Raw genomic sequence first — 24,827 nt, 5'->3', positions numbered from 1 at the left:
AACAAATAGTTAAGTTCTGATTCGACGCTACAGCCTGATCCTACTAATCTGGCTTTTCCTGATAAAAACTGTGAAGTCCGATACACACAAAATTTTCAAACCAGTAGACTGTTGAAAAAGCTGGTAAATAGTTTCAATTAAGGCACAGGGCAGATGCAATACATTCTGGATGGGTAAGCTAGCTCTCATTTGGTGGCTGAATTTACGTTCAGGCCGTTGTGTAGATGTTGACCAGTTTCTCCATGCAGATAAGTGCATTAGCTTCTCTGTCTAAAATAAAATTTTTGTTCATTAATGTTCGGTGAGTGAAATAGGGTTTATGCGTAAATGGATTTCCCTGCTGCTAGCCACCATCCTCACAGCAGCGGTTGCAGTAGCCTGCGCCTCAACGGGTGACTCAACAGCCCAGGGTGGAGACAACAATGCCAATAGCACACTCAATACAGTAACTAGTCGAGGTTCGCTGATCTGTGGTGTGAATGGGCAACTGCCGGGCTTCAGTTTTGTAGACAACACAGGTGAATACTCAGGGATGGATGTGGATTTTTGTCGAGCAATTGCGGCGGCATTGTTCGACGATCCCACTAAAGTTGAATTTCGTAATTTGAGTGCTCAAGAACGGTTTACGGCGTTAGCAGCAGGAGAGATTGATGTCCTGGTTCGCAACACGACCTGGACCATCAACCGCGACACTGCCCTAGGGTTAGAGTTCGCGCCGACCACCTTCTTTGATGGTCAAGGCATGATGGTGACTACTGCTTCAGGTATTCAAGACGTTAAGGGGCTGAGCGGTAAATCAATCTGCGTTCAGTCTGGCACCACAACCGAGCAGAACCTGACGGACAAGTCGATGGCTTTACAGGCAGCTTCAAGCTGCGTCAGGTCGATATTGTGCATGACGTAGGTGAATCGATCAATTCTCTAGTAGATCGGGGCCAGATCGAAGGTGGATTCGTCCAGGGAATGGGTTGGTTAACGATGGAGGAACTGGTTTGGGATGAGCAGGGACGCTTTCGCAGCGATGCACCTAGCACCTACAAAATTCCCACTATTAGCGAAATTCCAGAACACTTTGAAGTGCATCTACTGGAACGAGCCGCTCAAGATGGTGTGATCTATGGCAGTAAAGCTGTTGGTGAACCACCGCTGATGCTGGCTATGTCAGTTCGAGAAGCGATTCGAGCGGCGGTTGCTGCCTTTGGACAGGCCAATTACGTGCCGCTGGCGGCTCCGGCTACACCAGAAGCGACCCTACGAGCGATCGAGTATGTCCGCGCCCATAGTCGAGTGCCGGCTGATTCGCAGCTTACCGCATCCGTTTAGCTGGCGCTATCTATCCTAAGATAGGGGAGAAGTTCCTGCTCCTGTTGCCCATGACTTCTCCTCCCATTCAGTGGTATCCCGGTCACATCGCCAAAGCCGAGCGGCAGTTAGCTGAGCAGCTCAAAAAAGTGGATGTGGTGCTGGAGGTACGAGACGCCCGCATTCCGCTAGCGACTCAGCATCCTCAGGTGTCCCAGTGGATTGGGAACAAAGGCCGGGTGTTGGTCCTGAACCGCGTAGACATGATTCCACCTGCAGTCCACCAAGCCTGGATTCATTGGTTTCGCGAGCAGGGAGAAGAGCCGTATTTTACTAACTCCAACCAAGGACAGGGAGTGCCTGCAGTAGCTAAAGCGGTTCAGGCCATTGGTGAGCAAATCAATCAACGACGAAGGGATCGGGGCATGTTACCGCGTCCAGTTCGAGCGGTGGTGATCGGGTTTCCCAATGTAGGCAAGTCAGCTTTGATCAATCGGTTGTTAAATCGCCGAGTGGTAGAGAGCGCGCGCCGTCCGGGTGTAACGCGGCAACTGCGCTGGGTCCGCATCTCGGATCAAATCGAATTACTCGATGCCCCTGGAGTTTTGCCCTCTAAACTCACCGATCAAACGGCGGCCCTTAAGCTGGCGATCTGTGATGACATTGGCGAAGCAGCCTACGACACCCAACGAGTAGCAGCCGCCTTTGTAGACCTGCTCAAACAGGTGGCTCCGCGTCTGACTGGGGTAGAAGTGTTGGCAACCCTCGATCAACGGTATGGACTCGATCCAACGGATCTAACCGGCGAAAGCTATATTGCCGTTTTAGCCGAACAGAAATATCGAGGCGATTCAGAACGCACGGCTCGCCAGATCTTGAATGATTTTCGTAAAGGCATATTGGGAGCGATTGCCCTAGAATTACCGCCCTCCTAAAGGTTTGCTAAAGGTTTTTATACTGGCTAACTCTGTAGGCATAACGGCACTATGACTTCAGCTTACAGATGCCTGAACATGAGGTGCAAACAATCATCTGTCGCGTTTTGTAGGGCTGCTTTGCAAATAGGCCATTTCCCCTACTTTGCGGAGCACTAATATCAAGTCTGGTTGATTAGCTATAGTTCTGGTAAGGGCGAAGCATTTGCATCACAAGCTCTGTAACCACACCTAGAATTCACTTCGCAAATGCTTCGCCCTTACGATATTGGGGTTGTTCAAGCCGACTTGATATAAGCAGCGGTTGGCGAATTGCCGCTAGTGAAAGCCTAGTATACTACACCGTTTTTAGATCTCAAAACAATAGTAAAGCCATTGAACTTTCAGAAGCTAAGTGGTGCAGCATCTAAGCAATATTGCGATTGCCCATGGTTTTCAAATCGATTTAAACTCTCTTAGGTTTTACGTAGTATTACTTAGAAAATCTAAGTTTCATTAAGCTTGATTAAAACCTCTAGGAATTTCCTGATGAGGAATAGCCTGCTCTGTGGTTCTCACCCACTCGTGAAATCTTGTATTTACTTGTGCTGACAAAAGATATGACCATCCAATCATTTGATAGGCTGATTGAATCGTTGAATTGCTCAATGTTGCAGGATTACGCAGCCGTCAATTCGCAGAAAAATCCAGTCATAATTTGGTGCGTTTGGCACCCAGTCTCGGCGTTAACTTACCTTCAGAACCTACGCCTAGAGATCAGGAAGTGATGCAGCGCTTGATGTCCCTCTCTGGTGAGCAGTTTGATGTCGCCTTTATGAACGAAACTGGTATCAATGCCCATCTGGAAAATGCTGCAATCTATCAGCGGGAAGCGGGGTTGGGACAAAATCAGGACTTAGTCCGCTTGGCATCTCAAGGTTTATCAATTATCACCCAGCACTACAACACCGCTAGCGCTCTGACGGGGTATGAAGTGGCTCAAGTTCCTCCCCGGATCGATACCCCACCTCAGAGTAACCAATCTACACCCCGCAGCAACGCTGGCCGCAGTCCAGCACCCACGATGCCTGACTCCCCAGTTCGTTGACCAGCCTCAACTCAATTGGCATTCGCAAGGACCGTCTTCAACCTTCTGCCAAAATTCTTGCAGCCGCTGACCGATTGGTTAGTCTTTCGCTCAGATCTGCGCAGAAGGTTGATTACGCAGCAATTCCCTCAATCATCCCACCGCTGAAGACAACACATCTAAAAGCAGCGGGGTATGAGCGGGACTAGGATGATTAGCCGATGCTAGCGCGCTGTAGATCATATAAGAGAAGCTAAATCTACAGCTTGAGCGAGAACAGAATTAAAGAATTTGGCGCGAATTGATTCGACAAAAAAGATTTAGTATTAGCAATAATCAGTTAGGATTAGTTAAGATTAAACTAAACGATTAGTTTATTAGGCAATGATTTCAACTACCAGACGTTCTCCCAACGCAACTCTCGTCTCGAAGGATGCGGTGAATCAAGCATCCCAGATTTTGCAGGAACTGCCAGAAAAGCCAAAAGAACAGCTCTCGTTGCGAGAAGTTGTGGATGCTCTGCGCGGGCATATTACGGCTGCCTTAGATAAGGGCTATTCCTACGAAGACATTACAGCCATGCTAGCAGCACAAGGCGTTGCAATTGCCCCTTCTTCCCTCAAGCATTACCTAGCTCGCAGCAACCGCCAAGCCAAAGCAAAAGGTTCTGTTTCTTCAGGGCGGCGGCGGTCTACAGAAACTACAGGGAAGGCGGAAGCACTAGAAACCCTGGAAACTGAGGTAGGCTCAGGACTAGATGCAATGGCGGCAGAGGCTGAACCGGCCCAGAACGGACAATCGAACGGACAATTGGCTGAAGCAGCTCCCACCGAAGCGCCTGAAGCAGCTCCGAAACGAGGTAGACGGCCATCGAGTCAAAAGCAGGCTGAAACCAAAACAACTCGCTCCAGTTCACGCACCAGTTCGACTCGCAAACGGCGGAGTAGCGCTTCTTGAACCTATTTTCTTGAACCATATCTTGCAGATGCTTGGGCAATTCTAAAGCAGCTAAGTGTTATCAATCACACATTGATTTCACAGACGATTCCTCTTGGGAATGATCACAGGCGTTCTCAGAGTTGATAGGGTTGTTCATCATCTTATTCAAATAAATGCTCCTCTATGTTCGACCAGTTTGCCCATTCAGCAGAAGTAGGAAACGGCGATGCAGTGGGAACGGCTGTATCTTTTCGTTCGTCTGCCTGTGCGACTGAAGCAAGAACCGATGAACGCGGTCTGCCCGACTGTGCCTCTCGCCTGAGTGGTGACGGCTTGAATTGGGATTCAGACCAATCTTCTGTTCTCAAGCTTTTGCAACTTTTGTTGGACTGTCGCTCGTCTGTTAATGACGCCAATTTGATCCAATCGTTTGAGCGAGAAGCCGTTTCGCTGCAGCTAGTGGATGCTTTACTAGAAACGCTTGCCAACCAGCGAGTTCCTCATTCGTCAGCCAACCAGTATGAATTGAAAAACCAGCTAATCTATAGTCTGCTGCGGGGTCATGTCAGTAGTGTAGTGTTGAACCAAGCTAAGCACCTAGGCATCGACTTAAACCAGCCTAGAGCCGTGATTTTAATTGACGCAACCGACTATATCTTCAACAGCAAGACCGAACAATCCCATCCAAGCGCGAGTAAACAGCGGGTACAAACGGTTATCAATAGTATTGTCAGCTTTTTTCATTTGCCAAACGACACTATCTGCGCCGATCTAGGCTCGGCGGCTTCTACGGCTTGGCGACCCTTTTGGTTGTACTGGGCGTAATCTGCGGTAAAACCTGCCAGGTCATCCCATTTGCCTTGCTGTTTAGCGGGCATCAGCCGATCCATAAAGGTGAGGTCGGCAAAGGCATCCTTGCCATAGATCACCTGACCGCTGTAGGTGTTCTGGCAATCTTCGTAGACGAACTTGGGCGTCAGGGCCGCTCCACCCAAAATAACTGGCACCGTAATGCCGCGCTGGTTAAATACCTCCAGGTTTTCTTTCATAAAGGCCGTGGATTTGACCAGCAGACCGCTCATAGCAATGCAGTCCGCCTTGTGCTCGTGGTAAGCGTCAATAATGTTCTCTACCGGTTGCTTGATGCCGAGGTTAATCACCTTATAGCCGTTGTTGGTCAGGATGATATCCACCAGGTTTTTGCCGATGTCATGCACATCTCCTTTGACTGTGGCGATCACAAATGTGCCTTTTCCATCGCTGGCATCAGTCTTCTCCATTAGCGGTTCCAGGAAGGCCACAGCTGCTTTCATCGTTTCTGCCGATTGCAGCACAAAGGGCAACTGCATTTGTCCAGAGCCGAACAGTTCACCCACTACCTTCATGCCATCCAGCAGGAATGTGTTGATGATTTCCAGCGGCTGGTACTGCTCCAGGGCAATCTTCAGCGCCTCTTCTAGGCCAATCCGTTCACCGTCGATGATATGCTGCTTCAGACGTTCTTCGATCGGTAGGTCGGCCAGCGACGATCCAGACCGGGCATCCTTGGCGCTGACGCCCTCAAACATCGTGGTCAAAGCAGTTAAGGGATCGTAGACGCAAATATCACCTTCGAATCGGCGGCGGTCGTAGATCAGATCGCGACAAACCTCCTGTTGCTCGGGGGTAATTTTGGCCAGGGGCAAGATCTTGGCAGCTGAGACAATTGCTCCATCCATGCCGGCCTGCATCGCCTCATGCAGAAACGTGGAGTTGAGGGTAATCCGGGCTGCCGGACTGAGGCCAAAGGAAATGTTGGACACGCCCAGCATGAAGTGCACCCCAGGCAATCGCTCGCGGATCATCTGGATTGCTTCGATCGTGGCTTTACCATTTTCCCGGTCCTCCTCGATCCCAGTTGAAATGGGCAGCGCCAGAGTATCAAAGAAAATCTCATGGGGCGGAATACCAAACTCGACGGCATCTCGGTAAGCTCGTTGAGCAATCTGAAATTTCTTGGCGGCAGTACGAGCCATGCCGTCTTCGTCGATTGTGCCGACAACCACCCCAGCTCCGTATTTCTTAGCTAGCTCCAACACTTTAAAGAAGCGCTCTGGTCCATCCTCGTAGTTGGTGGAGTTGAGGATACATTTGCCTCCCGCCACCTTTAGACCAGCTTCCATTTTGGTCCATTCAGTGGAGTCGAGCATTAGCGGAATCGTGACGTTGGTGACCAGCCGCGAAACTAACTCCTGCATGTCGCGTTCCCCGTCCCGGCCCACGTAGTCTACGTTCACGTCTAAGACATGGGCACCTTCCTTTACCTGGGATTTGGCAATCGCAATCAGGCCATCCCAGTCGTCGGCATTGAGTAGCTCGCGCACTTTTTTAGAACCGCTAGCATTGAGACGCTCCCCCACAATCAGGAAGGAATTGTCCTGCTGGTAGGGTTGGGCCGTATAGATTGAGGCCGCGGCCGGACTGTAGTTCAACGCCGGACGAGGCGTCTCCGAGGCATAGACTTGGCCGTTCATCCAGGCGCGCTCATTGATCCGCACTGCCCGCTTTTTGGGCCGCAGGGTTTTAGCAATTTCGGCCAGCTCCTTGATGTGCTCAGGTCGAGTACCGCAACAGCCACCAATCACCTGCACGCCCCAATCTTCAACGAACCTATGCAGCGCCAGCCGCAGTTCGGTCGGCGTCAGCCGGTAGTGGGCATGGCCACCGACGTTCTCTGGCAAACCAGCATTGGGGATACAGGACACAACAAACGGTGCGTTTTCAGTCAAATATTTGATGTGGTCAGCCATGCGGTCGGGGCCTGTGGCGCAGTTCAGTCCCAAGATATCAATCGGATAGGGTTCCAGAATTGCCAATACGCCGCACTGTGCCTGCCAAAGCACTGCGAGAATTAGAGCGGATGATCCAGCTCAACTCGGCTGCGGACTCGGTTGCGGTGCGGTTTGATCCAGGTCAGTTGGTGTGCGAGTGGGCAAATCAACGCTTAACTAGCCGGCTGCTAGAAGGCCAATATCCCAACTACCGCCAGCTCATCCCCCGTCAGTTTTCGCGTCAAATGACGATAGAGCGGCGGCTGTTTGTGTCGGCGCTGGAGCGGATCGGAGTGTTGGCCGATCAAAAGAACAGCATTGTCAAAATCAATCTAGACAGCGTCAAGCAAGAAATTGTCCTATCTGTCGATGCCCAAGATGTTGGCAGCGGACGAGAAGCGATCCCGGCTCAAATTTCGGGTGATGATCTCGAAATTGCTTTTAACGTCCGATACTTGCTGGAAGGTCTAAAGGCATTCAATACGACCGATGTCCAAATGCAGTTCAATGCCGCCACTAGCCCTTCGGTGCTAAATCCCATCGGTGGCATGAAGATGACGTATCTGGTGATGCCGGTGCAGGTGAGATCGTAAGTAAAAATTGCGGTTTGGCTGTCGAAGGAAGCTCTCTGGTGCGGATAGTGTCGTAGCCAGCCTTTTGAAGCAGTCGAGCGAGCTGAATGGGCAGTGTTTCTAGCTATCCTGAAAGCAGATGATGTAACAGCTTGGGGTTGGTGACGAATGCTGAATATCTCCCTTCCAGACTGACACATGACCAAGCGAATCATCATCAGACCGAAGGCAAGCCAGGATTTAGATGATTATTTTGCCTATATTGCTGAAAATAACCTCGAAGCAGCATTGCGTTTTTTTGATTCGGCACGATCGACGATCGCCCAACTTGCCAGAATACCAGGAGTAGGCAGTCCTTCTGTTGAGAATTCTCGATTGCAAGGATTAAGGAAATAGGCAGTAAAGGGCTTCAAAAAATATCTGATTTTTTACTTTGAGCGGGGTGATGCGATCGAGGTAGTGCGAATTCTATACGCAACTCAAGACATCAGTAACATTTTGGAAGGAGAGTCAGATTGAGTAATATACAGTTTCAACACAATTTTAGGTAAAAACTAAAAAAAAGATTTAAATTTACAGATTCTTGAGAGGTTTCTAAGCTCTCATTTTAACAAATGGTCATTCGCTCTGCTCAACCACTCCTGCGTCTACTCCGATATGCCAAACCTTATCAGGTTCAGATTTGGAGCGCAATCATCTGCTCCATCCTCAACACCATCTTCGACCTCGCTCCACCCTATCTGATTGGCATTGCCATTGATGTCGTCGTGAGTGAAGAAAACTCCCTGATCGCTCGATTTGGTATCACCAGCATCACCGGACAACTGGCAATTTTATCCTTACTAACCCTGCTGATCTGGAGCTTAGAATCCCTCACCGAATATCTCTACAGTTGGCTATGGCAAAATCTCGCGCAAACCCTCCAGCACGAACTGCGCGTCGATGCCTACAGCCATTTGCAAGAGTTGGAACTGAGCTACTTCGAGGAACGCAGTACCGGGATGCTGCTGTCGATCCTCAACGATGACATTAATCAATTGGAGCGATTCCTTAACTTTGGCGCTCACAACATTCTCCATTTTCTCACCACCGTTCTGTTTGTCGGCAGTACGTTCATTGCCCTGGCTCCCGGTGTATCTTGGTGGGCAATGCTACCGATTCCCTTTGTGCTTTGGGGATCGATGGTGTTTCAAGCCAAACTGGAGCCGCGCTATGCCGATGTGCGAGAGAAAAGTGGCTTGATCAGCAGTCGATTGACCAATAATCTCTCTGGCATTGCCACGATCAAAAGCTTTACGGCAGAGGAGTATGAGCGCGATCGCGTCACCGTTGAAAGTGAAGCCTACCGTCGCAGTAATGCAAGAGCGATCGCCCTGAGTGCTGCCTTTGTGCCGTTGATTCGGATTGTGATTCTGGTCGGGTTCACAGCGACTCTATTTTTGGGTGGTGTTGCCGTCGCCCGTGGCAATTTATCGGCTGGTACTTATGGCTTTCTGGTGTTTATCATTCAACGGTTGCTGTGGCCCTTCACAGACCTGAGTGAATTGATGGATGAGTATCAGCGAGCAATGCTGCTGCTGCGCCAAATCGAATTGTTCGCTGTAGAGTTTGAGGGTAGAAGCTGCGGCTAAGATCGCCGTCAGGGGATTGCGGTACTCGTGGGAAACCGTTGCCACCATTTGCGACTTAAAAACATTGAGCTGCTGCGCCTGCTCCAACGCTGCCTGCATTTGGCTAAACTGTTCAGCCTGCTGCAAAGCACTTTCCAACTGAGTGACCAGCTCTCGCACAATCTCAACTTCATCGCTGTGCCATGGCTTCACCGCACTGTGCTGAGCCACGAGCACACCCCATAATCGCTGTCTCTGAATAGGCTGTCCCTGCGTGACCTCGGTAGATGATAGAAAAAGCGGCAGAATCAGTTTGTTTTGCGTCTCCCAACTCCCTCCAGTTGGGTCAATGGCGGCATTAGCTGGGTCTGCTTGATGGATTGCCGCCTCGATGGTCTCGATCCAGAGATCGCTAGGGGGAGGAGATACAGTTCTAGAGCGTCCGGCTGCTATGACTTGTTGCCATTTGCTGAGGTCGGGTGGTTGAGCTTCGCCATACTGCGCCTGATAGACTGCCACCTGGTCACATTCCAAAAGCTGTTGAATTTGAGTAACGGCAGTATGCAGTACCTGTTGGCGATCCAGAGATTGCCGCATGTGCAAGGCAATAGTGTTGACGAGCCGCTGCCGCTGTTCAGTTTTGTTGAGCTGAATTTGAGACTGCCAGTGCTGAATGGCATTGCGGACCGTGAGCTGGAGTACGTCGGGCTGCAATTGCTGCTTGATCAAATAATCTTGAATACCTTTCTTCATGGCTTCGACGGCCACCTCTTCGGCCCCGTAGCCAGTGAGCAAAATTACGGGTACTGGATCGGGTTGGTGCTGCTTCAGGGCATCAAGGAATTCCAATCCGTTCATCGTGGGTAAACAGAAATCTAGCAAGATAGCGTCGCAATTGCGTTCTTGACACAGCGACAAGCCATCTTCTGCCGAATCCGCTTCCAAAATTTGATAAGACTGTTGTGGATCTTTGAGCAAATACCGCCGGCAGACTTCTCTATCTTCTGCACAGTCATCCACAATTAGCAGCGTGCAGGTTTCTACCATAATTCACCTGGAGAAGGTCACTCTCCTCTATTAAGGATGTCACAACTTGCAGAGTCTGGGAAAAATCTATTCGTAGTAAAAGCAAAATCTAAAATTTCTTCAATTTGAGCAATAGTTGCTTTAGAGGCAGGGCAGTGTGGATGCAAGCTAGGGCCACAGGTTAGATCTGTCAAGGTTATGAGCGTGGCCTAGGGTGATCACCATTCATGATTGGGATGGCTGAATTGGAGGCATATTGGCCTCTAACCAATAGTCAACAAAGGCTTGAATCGTTCTTTGCAGTTCGCGGGCATCCATGGGTTTGATCAAGTAGCCGTTTGCACCATTCTGGTAGCAAAACTCAATGTCCTTTGGGTTAGACGATGTCGTAAACACAACGATAGGAATTTCCCGCAAGCTTTGGTCCTGCTTGAGTTGGGCCAGGACATCGCGGCCATCGGTACCGGGTAGATTTAGATCCAACAAAATTACCGATGGTAGTGCCCTGCCCGACTCCTCAAATTCACCGACTTGCTGCAAAAAATCCAGCACCGAATCGCCATCGGTACAGCGGTAAATTGGGTTTTGCACCTTCATTCGCTGCATCAAGCGCTGCAACGTTACGAAATCTTCGTCGCTATCCTCGGCAACTAGTAAAGGCTCGTAAGATTTTACCGTCATGAGATGAATCTAAAGATTTTATTAAAAAGCTTATCCCATTCTAGATCTCGTAAAGTTTTGTAATCATTTGTTAAGTTTAGCAGAGCTATTAAAAAGCTTAATCACTCCAGCGTGAAATAAAACACCGACCCCTCACCATAGTTGGAGTTGACCCACATTTCGCCGCCGTGCCGCTCGACAATCTTTTTGGCAATGGTCAGCCCTGCGCCCGTGCCACCGCCGTACATGGTTTGGGGATGCAGTCGCTTAAACAGCCGAAAAATCGTTTCCAGATGGCGTTCCCGAATGCCAATTCCGTTGTCGCGCACGTAAAAGATTGGCTTGGTTAGGGTTTGGGGATCAGCCCACGACCGGATCGGCCTGACTGTTAGGTACAAATTCTTTCAGCACGCAGAGTTCGTTAAAGCGCCGCTCATCGGCTGCTAAATATGTCCGTCCGAATCCGCCCCGTCCCAGGGTGCATTGAATTCGGTAGCGGCGATCCACTAAGGTCCCAGGGGTTAACTCTGATCCTGCTGTCACTATGCGGCTCCTTCTCGCTCAACGCTGTTCTAGCAGTCAACTCATCAACCTGCATCCGTAGCTCAATGACTAAAGCCCAATGACTGAAGTCCAATAACTAAGTGGAGCGGTTGAGAACGCAGAAATCACCCTGATCAAGCAACAGCGTAATGATATCAGTTACAACAACAAAGTTTTAGAACCCTGACATCATCTCATTTCTTTTAAATTTTGAATATGGTGGTTGCCCCCGTCACCGCAGCACGGACTTGGAATGCACAAATCAAGTAGAGCTGCGAAAAATCAACTCAGCCAAGGGAACCCATTGACTGAAGTGGTTCAAATGGTTGTTTGCATAGTTGCTTTCGTGCAAATCTTAACATCGATTGGCATCGATGCAGGAGGTCAACGACTACACGGTTGAACTATTGCGAGCTTCCCAAGCCAAATTCAGTAGCTTCACCCAGCGCTTTCTCACCTGTACAGGTGTGCATTTCAGAATTTTAGCAATCTCTTGGTCGTCAAGCTGCTTGCTCTTGAGCTGCAGGAGCTGCTGTAGATCAGGCGTCAATCGGCTAAGGAATAGATCCCACTGCTGCTGAGTCATGCCCAGATTTTGGTCGAGGTCTGCTCCTAGCCATTGGTGTACCAACTGCCAGCGATGGGATCGGGCAAACTTCTCGACATGGTACTTAAAGCGCTGCTGCAAATAGTCCCGCTGACGGGGAGAGAGACCGAGCAGGTCATCAATTTCAGGCGCAGACAGATCCTTAAGCTTTAGGATCAGATACTCAACGCAATCAGGTTGCCCCTGTTCCTCCAGATACTCGATTAATTCCGTAATGACCCGGTCACGGATCACCGAGTCGGCAGGATCAACGGTTTCGGCAACCATCTGTTCACGCACCTGCTGCATCATGGCGGAGCGGCTGTGCATTTCCGCTTCTTCTCCCTTGGCTGAGTCCATCGCTAACTCTAGGTCGAGCACAGCTTCGGGAGGTTGACGTTGAGCATACCCTTGAGCACGCAAAACAATCAACTGCTGTTTGCGCTGTCCTGGCAGCAGGATGTGCCGCTTGGCATACTGCTCGGTAAAGGCCATATATTCAGCAAGCTCTAGGCGAGTTTTGGGGCAGTAGTTGGCATCTAGCCCATTCTCCCGCCGAAAGGCTTTGAGCACTTCAACGTTGAACCCTTGCAAGAAATCCTCAATTGCGTTATAGCGGGCCGAAAAGCCGAGCTGCGACTGATGGGGAGCAATGTGGCGATAGACCATCGTACTCAAGTGGCTCATCAACTCGACGCGACCTTGTCGAGAGCCAAGCCGGTAGTAGTTGAGGCATTTTTGCATGCGCAGACGAGCTAGCTTCATCTGCCAGAATTGCACCTCACCCGAATTGTAAATCCGGTCGCTCTTACTACAAATGCGTACAACTTCAACAGCGATTCGAGTCACAACTGCCCGCACCGAAGCTGACAGAGCCGGTAACTCGGCTTGGTACTCCGTTAAGATCTGCTGAACCAGCGCCAAAATTTGATTTTCGTCCTGAAGCGGGTCGGGAGCGCGGTTAGAAGAAGTAGCCAGTGTCTCTGGTAGCAGGACAGTCGGCTGGCTAGGCTGTTCGGACCGTTCAGGCTGTTTGGATCGTTCAGACTGTTCCGGCTGTTTCAGCGATTGCGGCTGTTTCAGCGATTCAGATGATGGCACCCCGGTCGAAGCAATCTCAGTTGATTGAGATGGATGATCGTTTGAGTTGGGGGGACTAGCAGAGTTTACAGGTTCAACATTCATGGCTGTTTCCGGTGATGCACAACAGCAGGCAGAATCACACCGGGTGCAAGTTGTGGATCTTCCTAAATTCAAGAAATACTGGGTTTAAGAATTAGGAGTCCAAAACGAGCGAAGTTGTTTCTGCTCCACTTCCTGTGTCTACAGATATTCAGGCTCCTAAATTTTTCACGTGTGCAGACAATGGCGCTCAACCTACTTTGATCGAGTCCTTTATGATTGATGAGCGCAAAGTGAACTTAGATTTGCTGTTGCTCTATACGGTGCAGCGCTTGAACGGACAGAAATGGCTAGTGATGAATTAAATCTGCCCCATCAGTTCGACTCATCGGTAGGGCAGTCATAACATCATAAACATAAAATCTAGCCCCAAAGCGGTAGCTTTCGCTAACCAATTTGGGGCTTGTTGCTATGAAGTTTGGCTAATAGCCTAGCTCTACCGTTCTAAACGATTACCGTCAGTTGTCAAGCGAATGTTGTAACGTCCAGTTTGTCCCGCACGATAGGTGTTGGCTAAAACCGTATAGGTGCCGTCAGCCGGCAGAGATGTCACTAAGCGGGCATCGGAACCACCGCCGCCGTCATCGTCTTGGGCAACATCCCGACCATCCGGTGCTAGCAGAATTAGATAGGCGTCTAGTTCGCTGCTTGTCATTTCAATCACTACCTGTTGCCCAGCTTTGCCTTCAAAGGTATAGGCATTGAAATAGCTGTTGTCCGCCGGTAGGATTCCGCTCTCCTGACTCAACTGACCCGCTACAGGGGTATTTGGTGTGATCCGCTGAGCTGGTTGTCCTCCTGCCAGCATTGGCGATTGCTGAGCTGTGCGTGGAGCCGTACCATCACGAACCGCCGTCAGGAATGGCTGTATCCGATCCACCGAAATAGCAAAGCCAATCCCGATATTGCCCCCTGCTCCCCTAGGGGAAAAGATGGCGCTGTTGACACCAATTAACTCGCCGCGACTATTCAGCAGCGGCCCACCTGAATTCCCAGGATTAATTGCCGTATCGGTTTGGATTAACCCTCGATTGCTATCAATGCGGCTGACAATACCAGTCGTGAATGTCCCCTGAAACTGACCAAACGGATTGCCAATTGCAAAGGCCCGTTGTCCCACAGATACAGATGCAGGGTCGGCAATCGGAACCGTCGGTAGGTTGCGCTGTCCGCGTAGCTGCACAGCTGCCAGATCTAAGCCCGCTTCACCAAAGGCAACCACATCGCCTTGCAGCTTAGTGCCGTCGGGTAAGACCACTTGAACCGTGCGCGCACCGGCAACCACGTGGGCATTTGTCAAAATCAAACCGTCCGGGCTGATAATGGTGCCACTGCCGTTTCCATCCCCAGCTTCAATTGAAACAACCGCAGGGCTGGCGGCCTGATACACACGGACGTTCACATCTTCTTCCACTTCTTGAGCTAAGGCTTGATGGGATGCACGGCCCAAGGTAACTGGATTCAACAACTCAACGGCAGAGAAGGCATTGAGCAAGTTGATGCCCAAGGAAGTGCCAACAATGGCGAATCCTGAGGTGATGAGACGGAGATTGATGTTCATGCTTTAACCGTGGCTTGACTTGTGATGTGTGAGGCTGCTCTATCGGACGTGGACAAATCCAGTTCCATTACTGCCTGTTTTAACCTATAGCAGTCATCAGCAACAATGGTGGTAATTCTATCTACCTGATCCGGCTCGGATAAGTTTGTTTTTTGTTGGGATAGTCGCTCAGTCTGCGATTCAACATCCTGATTGTTGCAAACACCAGTGGCTGTCGATTGTAGATTCCAAGCAGCCAATTTTGACGATATCACCCTATCTCTTCGTCTCCTCACACCCCGCAATACCAGACAGGACTCCTCACACCCGGCTAAACAAACTATTCGTCCCTAGTTGTTCTGATTCAGGCAACCTCTTACCACCTCCCTGGAGCCAGAGGTTTGATCAGCAACTCTGACGAGTTTTCAGATAGGCTCTAAAAAAATAAGCTCTGAGCCTCACAGAACAGGAGAACATCAAAGCTATGGCATACCAAACTCAGGAGGTTGAGCAAACTAAAAGTGGGTCAACTATTGCCAATCATCGCGAGGATTGTCGGGCCGATCGTCTGGAAAATCAATCGGTTGGTAGTCTACATAATCAGAATCTGATCCAGACCGACGCCGGGGCGAAGGAGAAGGGCGGCGGCTACTTCTAGGCGGACGCGACGAAACGCTGGTATCTCGAATCACTTCCCGCTCTGCCCGATTTGCTAACTTGTCTGCGGCAGCAAACCTATCCGAGCGAACGGGTTGAGTATTTGCTGGTAGACAATAACAGCACGGATCGCACTGCCGAGATTTTGCAGCGTTTCATCTCTGATTCAGCCCTATCCAACTTTTGCTATTTGCGCGAAACCGAGATTCAGAGCGCTTATGCCGCCCGCAACACTGGCTTAAGAGCTGCTAGAGGAGAAATTTTTGTCTTCACTGATGCCGATTGCCGACCCCAGTCCGACTGGCTCATGCATCTGCTCCAACCCTTCAGCCAACCGAAGGTTGGCATTGTAGCTGGAGAGGTTGTCGCCTTACCGGGGCAAACGTGGCTGGAACGCTATGCGGATCGTCAGGCTATCCTGTCCCAAACCCATACCCTAGCGCATTCATTTCTGCCCTATGGTCAGACAGCTAATCTGGCGGTGCGGCGATCAACGCTGGAACAAGTTGGTCTATTTCGCCCTCATCTGACTACGGGTGGAGATGCTGATCTCTGCTGGCGGATCCTTCAACAGGGCTGCTGGCAAATTCAGTTTGCAGAGCAGGCAATTGTGCGGCATCGGCATCGAGCTACATTGGCGGAATTACGCAGTCAGTGGAGACGTTATGGGCGCTCGAATCGCTATCTGCACCAGCTTCATGGAGTTAGCTTGATGAAAGAACTGACTCGGCGAGATTGGATCTACCGATGGAGTCGTTGGCTACTAAAAGAAATGCCAGTTACAGTTATAAAAGTTAATCACAGTGAGACTGGCCTTTTGGGTTGGATTGATGCGATGGTAGAAACACCGCTCAATTTGCTTTGTCAGCAGGCTCGTGCTCAGGGACAGCGTCAGGCGCGTTTACCAGATGCAGCGCGAGAAATTGTCTGGTTTTCTTGGCCGGAACCTCTAGCCCCTATGGCAGCACAGCTTTCTCCACCACGAGATCAAGGCTGAAAGGCGTTTGTCTTTCTAGCAACCATCTCGGTTAGCAGATTCCTGAATCGATTGCCAGTAAATGCCAGTAAATGCCAGTGAATATTGTTCCTTGGTTTCAGCTTAGACGACCCCATCAGACCATGCGTCAATCCTCGTTGTCCTCTAGTCAATGGACGAGCAAATGGACAAATCAGTGGATGAGTGAGTGGTCTGCTATTGCTCGTTCCTGGTTCAGCAGCCTACCTGAAAAAGTATCTTGGTCTGGCTCTCCTAAAAAGGCGGCTTTAGGAACGCTGTGGATGCTGCCGCTAATGTTAGCGGGAATGGCGACACCAGGGTTGGCTGCAGAGCGGGTAGCTGTGCGTTTAGGGCCGTTCAAACAATCTGTAGCTATTTCCGATCTAGAGCGTTTTGCCGATACAGGAGAAATCCCTCCTGGCTTGCAGCTCTATGCACCGCTGCTGAACGCTGATGTCCGATATACGTTGCGGAGTCGGCTCCACCTTGACCCTAGTATTGGCGACAAGCTAGTGGAAGATTTGCTGCACTCTTCTGCCGGTGAGCGTTTTCTTAATACGCTGCAAGTGGCGATCCCCGATGCTAGCCCAACCCAATTGCAGGTAGCGCTGATGCAGGCAGCCAAACAGCCAGGTGGAATTAGCCTTTTAGGGCTGTTGCGAGCCTTTCCAAAGCAAACCGTCACCATCGATGCGACTTCAGCTATTGCATTAGCATCCCAACTCAACTTGCCCTATTGGCAGAGTCAGGCGCTGAGTTCGGTTCTGGAGCGGGAACTGACCGTTAAGAGCCAACCCATCCGCAGCTCCATTGATCCGACCAAGGCCGGATCCTATTGGGTTTGGAAACAAACGATGGTGCTGAGAGACTACCAGCGTGAACGAACGATTCCAGTTGACTTGTACTGGACGCGCCGGACTCACGGTCCACTCGTTGTGATTTCTCACGGCTTTGGAGCCGATCGTCGCTTTTTGGGGTATCTGGCTTACCATTTGGCCTCGCATGGGCTGACGGTCGTGGCATTGGAGCATCCAGGTAGCAACGTGGCTTGGCTAACGGGAAATTCGTTTAGTCAGTCGCGCACGACATTAAAAAATAACCTGCTTCCGGCCACAGAATTTCTTGATCGCCCGCAGGATGAGAAACACCACATCGCTAAACTGATGACCTTCACCGATCAACTGCTCTGTGCCAAGGGTGAATTGCCGTTGTCGGAGGTGAATAAGAGTATCTTGGAGCAGACGCTGCAAGGGAAAAAGCTCAAGGACATCATGGTGGTGGGATATTCGTCTCAGGTGGTGGAGCGTATTTTTGCACCGCGTCTTTGGAAACTTTTGACTGCAGTAATACAGCAAAAGGTAGAAATCAAGAATGTGCGTTTACGGTTGGAGAAGCAGCTAGAAACAACCAATTTGGTAACTGTTGAGTTACCTCAATTACCATCATCACCTATGCCTGTTCATCAGTCAGAGTTAAGTCTACAGACGAGTTCATTCATCTATCTGCCAAAAGGTGAATTCAAGCCCGTTACTGGCTAATTGCTGCCTCAGGTCAGCGATGCTGTTCAGAATTTTGTGTCAATCCAATTGTCTCGGCTGCGTCATTGCCCACCCGCGCGTCAACGACGGGCTAGTAGGGGAAGTCTGCTCTACGCACAGCGTTCCTGCAGGGTAGCAGACTAGACCAGGGTTTTAGCCCGTACTTCAGCAATGGATGAGCGATGTCGAAACCGAACACAACAAAATCTACAGACTCACCACCACCATCTTCTTCGGCGGGACCGCGATCGGCTGACTGTTGTTGACCGCCACCAACTGACTGTGGGAGAGATTGCCATCGGCAGCGAGGCGATAGAACAGAACATAGCGCGTTTCCCAGCCTGGATTAAAGGCCACCAGTGTTGAAGTCACGGAGGAATTTTGGGGATTGACTTGGGTGAAGGCTGCCGTGAACACAATCTCATTGACCTCGGCACCGGTTTGATCGGTGACTTTGGCGTAGATGCTCCAGTCGGGGGTGCCATACTCCTCGATCACATGCAGCAGATTCAGCACCGAGGTCGGCTGTTCCGAGGGCTGCATCATGCCCGTCACCTGACTGCCCGGTTCTTGCCCCACCACATTCCAGCTCGACCAGACCCGATCGACGTAGGGTTGGGTTTTCGTGGGGTCGTCGCCGGGGTTGTAGGGCACGCCACACAGAGACGAGGTCATCGCCATACCCAGCCAGTTCCCAGCTTGAAACAGGGCACTGTTGCGAGCATCGGTCCACTCGGCGCGGGTAAACACATCAGCCCACTGCTGCATGTAGGACGGGTTGCGGGTCATGCCCATCGTCCAGGGGGTCGGCGGATAGGCTTGAATGAACTTAGACCCCGTAGGAAAGGCATAGAAGAAGTTATTCAGCGACGGGCTGCCCTTTTGCAGAATCGAACAGCCGGCGCTCGCATCGCCGTAGAAGGCGGTGGGGCAGGCATCCACAAAGCCGGTATGGGTCGGGTAGTGGTTATCACCGTCCTTTTGGCTGGCAGGGGTGCCGGTGGTGAGGGGGCACCAGGTGTACTGGTTTTGACTGCTGTGCTTCAGGTTATAGTTTTTGTCCAGGAAGTAGAGATCGCTGGCGGCATTGCCGGTGGTGAGCAAGTAAATGCCCTGATCGACAATCGCTTTGCGGTTGCTGCCTGCACCCCAAAGAATCGCCGCACTATAGGCTTGCAGCCCTTCCCAGGTCGAGTTTTCGTTCTCGTCATCAAAGGAGAAATTTCCGGTGCCGTAGGACATCCACACCGACCAGGGATCGAACGGTTTTTTGGAGCCATCGCTGACATCGCCCGCTCGTCCTGGTGAAACGCCTGCCGCCCAGGGATGCCCATTCCACTGGTCGAAGAAGGCATATTTGCTGTAGGTGATCGAGTGGGATTGGCAAGTCTGGTTAAAGTCAAAATACTGCGGGTCCAGCGTCGGGTCGTAGACCAGGGTTTTCAGCCATTGGTCAATTGCCGTCCCCATCTGGTCGGGGTCAGACCAGAGGTGAGCCGGTTTGGTGTCGCTCCAGCAGCCATCCAGCAGAGACACCAAAGCCGCCGTAGACAGGTAATAGCCGTAGAAATAGTGCTGGTCATTCCACTGGTCGGACACTCCAAAGCCGCTCCACAGCATCCCGGGATTCCAATGGTTCAATCCCTGTTTCGCTCCGTTCTGCTCAGCGGGAACGGCAGGCGGATCGATAATCGAAAGGAAATCGTCGCCATCACCGCCAAAGAGATTATCATTGCCGAATCCACCAATTAGGGTATCGCTACCACTCATCCCAACTAACGTGTCATTATCAGCGCCACCATCCATATAGTCATAGCCATAACCACCTACCATATAGTCATTTCCAGCTTCGCCATAGAGGTAATTAGAACTGTAGTCGTAGATGGAATAGTGGCCGCCATTCACGTAGTCGTTACCAGCGCCGGCGTAGATGATATCGAATCCATAGCCGCCGTAGTTGGTATCGTTCCCAGTCCCAGAATAGATTTTGTCGTCGCCGCTGCCGCCATCGCAGTAGTCATCACCAATTTCGTCATGCGTGCTTTCAAAGCCGATCACATCGTTGCCGGATTCTCCGTATAAGTAATCATTACCCCAGCTTCCGATCACATTGTCATTACCGGTGCCGCCGTAAACTGTATCGTTGCCATAGTCGCCGTAAAGCAGCACGTCATTACCAGCATTCCCGTAAATTTTGTCATCTCCATTACCACCAAACACCGTATCGTTTCCTGCCAATGCATCGATCGTGTCGTTCGCGGCAGTGCCGAAAATGGTGTCATTGTAGATGGTGGGATAGCTTGCCATGAATCCATTCTCCTTGAGTTGAAATTCGTGAATTGGGTGGAACAATTTCCTGTTAATGAGCTATAGGAAGAAGTCGCTCGGTTTATTCACTCAAGCGGGATATCGATTGACAATTGTTTACAATTCTCTAAACCCGGAACAGGCGCTTGTTTGGCTGGAGATAGAATGGATGAATCAAAAACCGATTGATTTATGCGTCCTCGTCAGCAAATTACTGAGCTGTTCTCCACCTTTTTGCAGTTTGAAGCCGATCGCTTCGATCGCTGGATTGCCGATGCCCGTTTGCGTCGCCGCATGCAGCAGCTAGAGCAAACCAAGCAGGTGCCTACGTCTGAACAGTTTTGGGCGCTGTATTGGTATAAGCACTGGCAGGTTGCCAATCTGGGCATGGATGAGAGTCAGGTGAGAATGAAGGCCGAGAATCCCCATCAACAGGCTAGACTGCACCTGGCCGCCTATCTACAGGAGCCATGCTATTGGGCTGCCCAACAAACGGTGCGCAAGTTTACTGATTTGCACTATCGTCTGGCCGACTGTTTTCAGATTGCCGTCGCCGAGGTGCCAGTGGTTCTCAAGGGCTACAATCCAGAGCGGGGAGCCAGCCTCAAAACCTATGCTGGGATGGCCTTTAGTAGCGTGTTGCGGGATGCCCTACGGCAGCGGCAGGTGGTGGATTTGTCTACCGGCTGGTCTCTACTGCGGCGGACGAGCAAAAAACGGTTGCTGGAGGCGCTGCATCAAGCTGGACTGGCTGAAACTACAATAGCCCCCTATCGGTTGGCTTGGATCTGTTTCAATCAGCTCTATGTGCCCGCTGCACCAGGAGAAAGACTGCCCAAACCCGATCCAGCCTTCTGGGACGCGGTGGCTCAGCTCTATAACCAAGAGCGCCATCAGTTGGTGCCACCCGGTCCGGCAGTCCAAGCCGCTACGATCGAACGCTGGCTGACTCAGATGGCGAACTGGGTGCGTTCTTACCTCTATCCGGCAGTGGGTTCGCTGAATATGCCCAAATTTAGCGAAGAAGCTACCGAAGTGCAGGATACCTTAGCCGATCCCACCAGTGACTCCCTCCTGACCGAACTGATCGAAGCCGAGGAGAGCGACGACCGCAGCCGCCAGCAGGCTAAGCTGAACCAGACCCTCACCACCGCCCTGAGCCAGCTCGATTCTCAATCGCAGGACATTTTGCGGCTGTATTATCAGCAGGGCAAAACCCAGCAGCAGATCATGCAGGAAATGGCGATCAGTCAGGCGTCGGTGTCGCGGCGGTTGAGTAAGGCGAGAGAAAAATTATTAACCGCTCTGGTGCAGTGGGGCCAGTCGCTGAATATTGCGCCCACTCCCGCCCTAATAAAAGACATGAGCACCGCGTTGGATGAGTGGCTGAATGCTCGCTACCAAATGAACGGGACCGCTCCATCCACCTAGCAGAGGACCCATGACCATGTTTGCATTTGCTGACCCCACCGAACTCTGGCTTGATCAATACCATGGCTCGAAATTGTCGGTATCGGCTCCAACGCGAAATTTTCGACAAAGTCACCAGATGCGTTTACGTCCCGACTCGCTTGTCGATAGCCGCTTGCCTCCACGGTCATTTGGTAAGAACCCGGCAATATCGAGGCCGGTCCATATAGCCCACCCGGGTTCGTATCGCGCCGATACCGGCCGATCCTTACCTTCGCCTTTGTGATCGGTGACCCGGTTCTTGCGTCGGTAACGATGCCGGAGATGCGCGCAAAAATGGCAGGTTCGCATTCTTGGAATTTGAACCGGCCGATTCGGGTCAACCAGCCGAAATCACTTGCCTGCTCGCTTTCCAGCGAGTAGTACGCATTGGTCAGCCAAAAGGTACAGTCATCTGAGGGATCGACGCTCATACCGCTATATTCACCCCAACGCCATCCGAACGCTTTCTGCACACCGGTGCCTTCTATCAGACTGTTCTCCGCACGAAAGACGCTCGTCGGATCAGCTGGTGTCCGGCCACTATAATTTATTGAAACGCGCTTAGTATCAGAGACAAAATTGTAACCCACCGCAATGTTCGATGAATGGTCCTGCGCTGCAGAGCCGATCCAGCGTGAACTTTCCACGTCGCCTAATGTCGCACTTGTGGAGACGACAAAATTTCCTCCGTTCCTTCTTAACTCATAAACGCGGATCCCTGCCCTATATTCCGAACCAGGCGGCGTCATTCTTACCGTCTGACTAACGACCAAAGACTCATACGAGCCTATATTCCGGTAAGCAAGCCTATGCCCGAGCCTGTCGCTCTGCGAATCCAGTTTTTCACCGGGCGGCGGCTGTGCAATATCCGCTCGTCCGGCAGGACTTGTCGGGTCAAAAGCCGTCACTAAAAGTGGGCTTTCAGCAAGCTCCGTGAATGTCGAAAGTTCCGGCTGGCGAAAGTCGGCCTTGAATTCAAAGAGCCGCAGGGCATCGATACCATCCCCGTACTCTGTCGCGGCAAATGATATGAAGATGTTCGGTGAATTTGCCGGGGGGGGACGCAGCCCGTCAAGATCGCTCGGAAGAAACCCGCGACGTCTTATACCCGCCGGATCAGTGGTGTAGAAATAAACGTATCCGGCGGTCGCGTCGCCATCAAGCATACGCTCACGATCGAACGCGAACATTCCGCTGCCGCTATAGTCAGAACCGAAAAACTCATCTGTGGACATATAATACCCATCCGGCCAAATGCCGAATTTCCCAAAATCATTCAGCCGAATGTTCGGCATTGCGAATTCATAGGAATGGTATGGCCCTAGCGGATCGCCTGAGGTCGAGACAGCGATCATCTGACGGAACGGTGGAAATGCCGTGCACTGCTGGCTGATCAGCCATCGGTCAGCAAGCGTATCGTAAAGCACGTTCGGGAGCCCGTCGTTACGAGTTGAACACGCAGAGCCGAGCGGTTCGAAAAGTTTGCTGATCTTGAACGGCGGCGTCAGGGCGACGCCGTCCTTGTCGAAAACACGTAGGAGAGAATTCGTAGCTTGAACGTAATGGCTTGGGCCGACGTCGCCGGTCATATCGGGCGGTATTATCAGGTAATTATATATCGGCCCGTTATCGAAATTCTTCAAGCCTTCGAATGACAATGAAGGCGCCGGCATCTGGGTCGATCCAAAAAGCGATGGCAAATTTACCTCACCTGGATGATCATTGGTTCGGGTTGCCAAAAGCCCGAGTTCGTCCTTCGGGGAAAATACCTCGAGACCTCCTCCCAACGGTCTCAGATCTTGATCAGTGGTTAGAGCACCGAACTGCAGTCGGGGAACGAGAGCGTAACGGTGGGCTGAACCCCAGGTCGGACCACCTATAGAAATTCCCGATGTGGCCGCGGCTTTGCGGTCACGGCAAAGGATTCCCGATATCAAGACTGTCGCGACCAGAATAGAACAGGCGATGAATAAAGACCTATTCTGCATATCAACCGATCTGGATTTATGGATTCTTTTCGAAAATCGTAACGTCTATACGAGTTCGTGCCTCATCAAGGAACGAATCTAGGCTCAAAGCAACCCGCTCCTCGGTCAGGCGGCTATTTATTTCCTGCCGAACCGCATCAAACTTCGGTCGGCCCAAGCCAGGGTTTGCTGAGGAGCCTGCGGAAAGATCAGCGTTTGCAAAATCGGAGCCACAAACAGCCGCCCCTCGCCTCGTAGCGCCTCAAACGATTGCTTCCAGTCCGGCTGCCACACAAACGGATAGAGGCCAAAGTAAGCTTTTTTGGAGCGATCTGGAGCCTTGAATGCCCCTTGAAGGGTGCGAGGCAGACTGACCGGCTCTAGGGCACTAGGACGAAAATAAAAGGCAAACAGCGAGATCCGCTGCCATCCTTTGCGGCGATTGGTTTCAGTATCTTCTATCGGCTCAGTCGCACTATCTCTAGCATGAAACAACAAAGGATACGGATCGAGCTGAACGATCGCCGGCGGTTCCTCTGGCACAGACACCACTGCATCGGTGACCAGCAGGGTGCGTGACCGGCGGTGCAGCATCGCCACTTCGGCAAACGTACCTCGTCCTAAATCGATATCCAGGCTAGCATACTCAAACTCGTCAGCAAAGGGAGTCAAAATACTATACTCCGGCAGCACGCGAGTTCGCTTGGGCGGAAAACCCAGCCAGCTCAGCGGCAAATTTAGCGGAAAGCTCCACTGATTAGGGGCCACCCAGACCTGCGCCTGCGGAAACCGTCGCGCAAACGGTCCCACAAAAATCTTGTGCTCTAGACCCGAACTGGTGGGCAGAATAATATGTTTCACCGGACCATGCACCGCTACCAACTCATTAAGCAACCGAATGCACTCGCGGGTAGGAGCCACGGGCGCATAGACAAGCAGTCCCCCTGCCGCCAGCTTGACAACAGTCATCCGGATCGGCACCACCGTGTAGAGAATGCCCTGCACTTGGTCAAAGGTCCAAATCGTGTCCTTAACCACTTCGGTCCGGAGTGTCCGCCGCTTGTTGTAGGGATAGAGCGGCAGAGTAAACCAGAACGTCCAGGCTGAGTCCTTAGCATCAAGTTTCATCGCGGTCACG

General features: G+C 51.3%; 22 protein-coding genes and 2 pseudogenes. 14 read left to right on the top strand and 10 right to left on the bottom strand.

Translation table 11 applies throughout. The features are described from left to right. Nucleotides 1–319: 319 nt before the first annotated feature. The 6 genes from JVX88_RS22815 to JVX88_RS22790 all read left to right on the top strand — a co-directional run bounded on the left by JVX88_RS22815 (nt 320) and on the right by JVX88_RS22790 (nt 5,067). Nucleotides 320–904, top strand: coding sequence for a transporter substrate-binding domain-containing protein (locus tag JVX88_RS22815; protein ID WP_211620511.1), 585 nt, complete (start codon nt 320–322; stop codon nt 902–904). Continuing rightward, on the top strand, nt 892–1,323 hold the full coding sequence (locus tag JVX88_RS22810) for a molybdopterin cofactor-binding domain-containing protein (protein WP_263975216.1): 432 nt from the start codon (nt 892–894) through the stop codon (nt 1,321–1,323). The genes JVX88_RS22815 and JVX88_RS22810 overlap by 13 nt, the downstream gene beginning before the upstream one ends. A 50-nt stretch (nt 1,324–1,373) precedes the next feature. Continuing rightward, the gene (gene ylqF, locus JVX88_RS22805; protein ID WP_211620509.1) at nt 1,374–2,237 is read left to right on the top strand and encodes a ribosome biogenesis GTPase YlqF; all 864 of its coding nucleotides are present in this window, start codon (nt 1,374–1,376) and stop codon (nt 2,235–2,237) included. Between the two features lie 640 nt (nt 2,238–2,877). Next, on the top strand, nt 2,878–3,324 hold the full coding sequence (locus JVX88_RS22800; protein ID WP_211620507.1) for a DUF4142 domain-containing protein: 447 nt from the start codon (nt 2,878–2,880) through the stop codon (nt 3,322–3,324). 363 nt (nt 3,325–3,687) lie between these two features. Next, entirely contained in the window at nt 3,688–4,260 is a 573-nt protein-coding gene (locus JVX88_RS22795; RefSeq protein ID WP_211620505.1) for a hypothetical protein, read from the top strand. A gap of 165 nt (nt 4,261–4,425) precedes the next feature. Continuing rightward, the gene (locus JVX88_RS22790; RefSeq protein WP_211620503.1) at nt 4,426–5,067 is read left to right on the top strand and encodes a hypothetical protein; all 642 of its coding nucleotides are present in this window, start codon (nt 4,426–4,428) and stop codon (nt 5,065–5,067) included. Here the strand turns inward: JVX88_RS22790 and JVX88_RS22785 are convergent. After that, a pseudogene (locus tag JVX88_RS22785) lies at nt 5,019–7,100 on the bottom strand (dihydropteroate synthase); the annotation flags it as partial. The gene JVX88_RS22790 and the pseudogene JVX88_RS22785 sit on opposite strands and share 49 nt — an antisense overlap. A 41-nt stretch (nt 7,101–7,141) precedes the next feature. Here JVX88_RS22785 and dnaN point away from each other — a divergent pair. The 3 genes and pseudogenes from dnaN to JVX88_RS38900 all read left to right on the top strand — a co-directional run. After that, the gene (dnaN, locus tag JVX88_RS22780; RefSeq protein ID WP_410503797.1) at nt 7,142–7,645 is read left to right on the top strand and encodes a DNA polymerase III subunit beta; all 504 of its coding nucleotides are present in this window, start codon (nt 7,142–7,144) and stop codon (nt 7,643–7,645) included. 177 nt (nt 7,646–7,822) lie between these two features. Continuing rightward, nucleotides 7,823–8,020 carry a type II toxin-antitoxin system RelE/ParE family toxin gene (locus tag JVX88_RS22775; protein ID WP_211620501.1) on the top strand — a complete coding sequence of 66 codons (198 nt, stop codon included), beginning with the start codon at nt 7,823–7,825 and terminating at the stop codon, nt 8,018–8,020. A gap of 218 nt (nt 8,021–8,238) precedes the next feature. Beyond that, nucleotides 8,239–9,084: pseudogene (locus JVX88_RS38900) on the top strand (ABC transporter ATP-binding protein); the annotation flags it as partial. 9 nt (nt 9,085–9,093) lie between these two features. On the opposite strand, the gene JVX88_RS22770 reads toward JVX88_RS38900, so the two are convergent. The 5 genes from JVX88_RS22770 to JVX88_RS22750 form a co-directional block, all read right to left on the bottom strand. Further along, entirely contained in the window at nt 9,094–10,281 is a 1,188-nt protein-coding gene (locus JVX88_RS22770; protein WP_211620499.1) for a response regulator, read from the bottom strand. A 204-nt stretch (nt 10,282–10,485) separates the two neighbouring features. Next, nucleotides 10,486–10,941: a response regulator gene (locus JVX88_RS22765; protein WP_211620497.1), complete on the bottom strand. Its 456-nt coding sequence runs from the start codon at nt 10,939–10,941 to the stop codon at nt 10,486–10,488. A 101-nt stretch (nt 10,942–11,042) separates the two neighbouring features. Next, nucleotides 11,043–11,249 carry an ATP-binding protein gene (locus JVX88_RS22760; protein WP_317134410.1) on the bottom strand — a complete coding sequence of 69 codons (207 nt, stop codon included), beginning with the start codon at nt 11,247–11,249 and terminating at the stop codon, nt 11,043–11,045. 31 nt (nt 11,250–11,280) lie between these two features. After that, nucleotides 11,281–11,463: a hypothetical protein gene (locus JVX88_RS22755; RefSeq protein ID WP_211620495.1), complete on the bottom strand. Its 183-nt coding sequence runs from the start codon at nt 11,461–11,463 to the stop codon at nt 11,281–11,283. 391 nt (nt 11,464–11,854) lie between these two features. After that, entirely contained in the window at nt 11,855–13,234 is a 1,380-nt protein-coding gene (locus tag JVX88_RS22750; protein ID WP_211620493.1) for a HetZ-related protein, read from the bottom strand. 134 nt (nt 13,235–13,368) lie between these two features. Here JVX88_RS22750 and JVX88_RS22745 point away from each other — a divergent pair, with 134 nt between their 5' ends. Next, a complete protein-coding gene (locus JVX88_RS22745) occupies nt 13,369–13,536 on the top strand; it encodes a DUF2996 domain-containing protein (protein WP_211620491.1) in 168 nt (55 codons plus the stop codon). Nucleotides 13,537–13,667: 131 nt separating this feature from the next. Here JVX88_RS22745 and JVX88_RS22740 read toward each other — a convergent pair whose 3' ends face one another. Beyond that, nucleotides 13,668–14,792 carry a trypsin-like peptidase domain-containing protein gene (locus tag JVX88_RS22740; protein ID WP_211620489.1) on the bottom strand — a complete coding sequence of 375 codons (1,125 nt, stop codon included), beginning with the start codon at nt 14,790–14,792 and terminating at the stop codon, nt 13,668–13,670. A gap of 463 nt (nt 14,793–15,255) precedes the next feature. Between JVX88_RS22740 and JVX88_RS22735 the strand changes: the two genes are divergently transcribed. The 3 genes from JVX88_RS22735 to JVX88_RS22725 all read left to right on the top strand — a co-directional run bounded on the left by JVX88_RS22735 (nt 15,256) and on the right by JVX88_RS22725 (nt 17,963). Next, entirely contained in the window at nt 15,256–15,429 is a 174-nt protein-coding gene (locus tag JVX88_RS22735; RefSeq protein WP_211620487.1) for a hypothetical protein, read from the top strand. A gap of 42 nt (nt 15,430–15,471) precedes the next feature. Then, complete coding sequence (locus JVX88_RS22730; protein ID WP_211628817.1) at nt 15,472–16,425, top strand: glycosyltransferase; 954 nt, start codon at nt 15,472–15,474, stop codon at nt 16,423–16,425. A gap of 77 nt (nt 16,426–16,502) precedes the next feature. Further along, the gene (locus JVX88_RS22725; protein WP_211620485.1) at nt 16,503–17,963 is read left to right on the top strand and encodes an alpha/beta hydrolase; all 1,461 of its coding nucleotides are present in this window, start codon (nt 16,503–16,505) and stop codon (nt 17,961–17,963) included. Nucleotides 17,964–18,170: 207 nt separating this feature from the next. Here JVX88_RS22725 and JVX88_RS22720 read toward each other — a convergent pair whose 3' ends face one another. Then, nucleotides 18,171–20,270 (bottom strand): calcium-binding protein, encoded by a 2,100-nt coding sequence (locus tag JVX88_RS22720; RefSeq protein ID WP_211620483.1) that lies wholly within the window; start codon nt 20,268–20,270, stop codon nt 18,171–18,173. A gap of 192 nt (nt 20,271–20,462) precedes the next feature. On the opposite strand from JVX88_RS22720, the gene JVX88_RS22715 reads away from it, so the two are divergent. Beyond that, nucleotides 20,463–21,701, top strand: a complete 1,239-nt coding sequence (locus JVX88_RS22715; protein ID WP_211620481.1) for a sigma-70 family RNA polymerase sigma factor — start codon at nt 20,463–20,465, stop codon at nt 21,699–21,701. On the opposite strand, the gene JVX88_RS22710 is transcribed toward JVX88_RS22715, so the two are convergent. Together JVX88_RS22710 and JVX88_RS22705 are read right to left on the bottom strand one after the other, a co-directional pair. After that, nucleotides 21,698–23,710 (bottom strand): carboxypeptidase-like regulatory domain-containing protein, encoded by a 2,013-nt coding sequence (locus JVX88_RS22710; protein ID WP_211620478.1) that lies wholly within the window; start codon nt 23,708–23,710, stop codon nt 21,698–21,700. The genes JVX88_RS22715 and JVX88_RS22710 overlap by 4 nt on opposite strands. A gap of 117 nt (nt 23,711–23,827) precedes the next feature. After that, nucleotides 23,828–24,817 carry a DUF4336 domain-containing protein gene (locus JVX88_RS22705; RefSeq protein WP_211620476.1) on the bottom strand — a complete coding sequence of 330 codons (990 nt, stop codon included), beginning with the start codon at nt 24,815–24,817 and terminating at the stop codon, nt 23,828–23,830. Between the last annotated feature and the right edge of the window lie 10 nt (nt 24,818–24,827).

The sequence above is a fragment of the Leptolyngbya sp. 7M genome (assembly GCF_018128485.1).
This window is presented reverse-complemented; position numbering and strand designations above follow the sequence as displayed.

Bases quoted from the DNA above. Each gene is read 5' to 3' on its own strand.
- JVX88_RS22770 (WP_211620499.1), bottom strand. From the start codon at position 10,281: ATGGTAGAAACCTGCACGCTGCTAATTGTGGATGACTGTGCAGAAGAT.
- JVX88_RS22795 (WP_211620505.1), top strand. From the start codon at position 3,688: ATGATTTCAACTACCAGACGTTCTCCCAACGCAACTCTCGTCTCGAAG.
- JVX88_RS22735 (WP_211620487.1), top strand. From the start codon at position 15,256: ATGGCATACCAAACTCAGGAGGTTGAGCAAACTAAAAGTGGGTCAACT.
- JVX88_RS22710 (WP_211620478.1), bottom strand. From the start codon at position 23,710: ATGCAGAATAGGTCTTTATTCATCGCCTGTTCTATTCTGGTCGCGACA.
- JVX88_RS22790 (WP_211620503.1), top strand. From the start codon at position 4,426: ATGTTCGACCAGTTTGCCCATTCAGCAGAAGTAGGAAACGGCGATGCA.
- JVX88_RS22765 (WP_211620497.1), bottom strand. From the start codon at position 10,941: ATGACGGTAAAATCTTACGAGCCTTTACTAGTTGCCGAGGATAGCGAC.
- JVX88_RS22740 (WP_211620489.1), bottom strand. From the start codon at position 14,792: ATGAACATCAATCTCCGTCTCATCACCTCAGGATTCGCCATTGTTGGC.
- ylqF (WP_211620509.1), top strand. From the start codon at position 1,374: ATGACTTCTCCTCCCATTCAGTGGTATCCCGGTCACATCGCCAAAGCC.
- dnaN (WP_410503797.1), top strand. From the start codon at position 7,142: ATGATCCAGCTCAACTCGGCTGCGGACTCGGTTGCGGTGCGGTTTGAT.
- JVX88_RS22715 (WP_211620481.1), top strand. From the start codon at position 20,463: ATGCGTCCTCGTCAGCAAATTACTGAGCTGTTCTCCACCTTTTTGCAG.
- JVX88_RS22705 (WP_211620476.1), bottom strand. From the start codon at position 24,817: ATGAAACTTGATGCTAAGGACTCAGCCTGGACGTTCTGGTTTACTCTG.
- JVX88_RS22815 (WP_211620511.1), top strand. From the start codon at position 320: ATGCGTAAATGGATTTCCCTGCTGCTAGCCACCATCCTCACAGCAGCG.
- JVX88_RS22720 (WP_211620483.1), bottom strand. From the start codon at position 20,270: ATGGCAAGCTATCCCACCATCTACAATGACACCATTTTCGGCACTGCC.
- JVX88_RS22750 (WP_211620493.1), bottom strand. From the start codon at position 13,234: ATGAATGTTGAACCTGTAAACTCTGCTAGTCCCCCCAACTCAAACGAT.
- JVX88_RS22775 (WP_211620501.1), top strand. From the start codon at position 7,823: ATGACCAAGCGAATCATCATCAGACCGAAGGCAAGCCAGGATTTAGAT.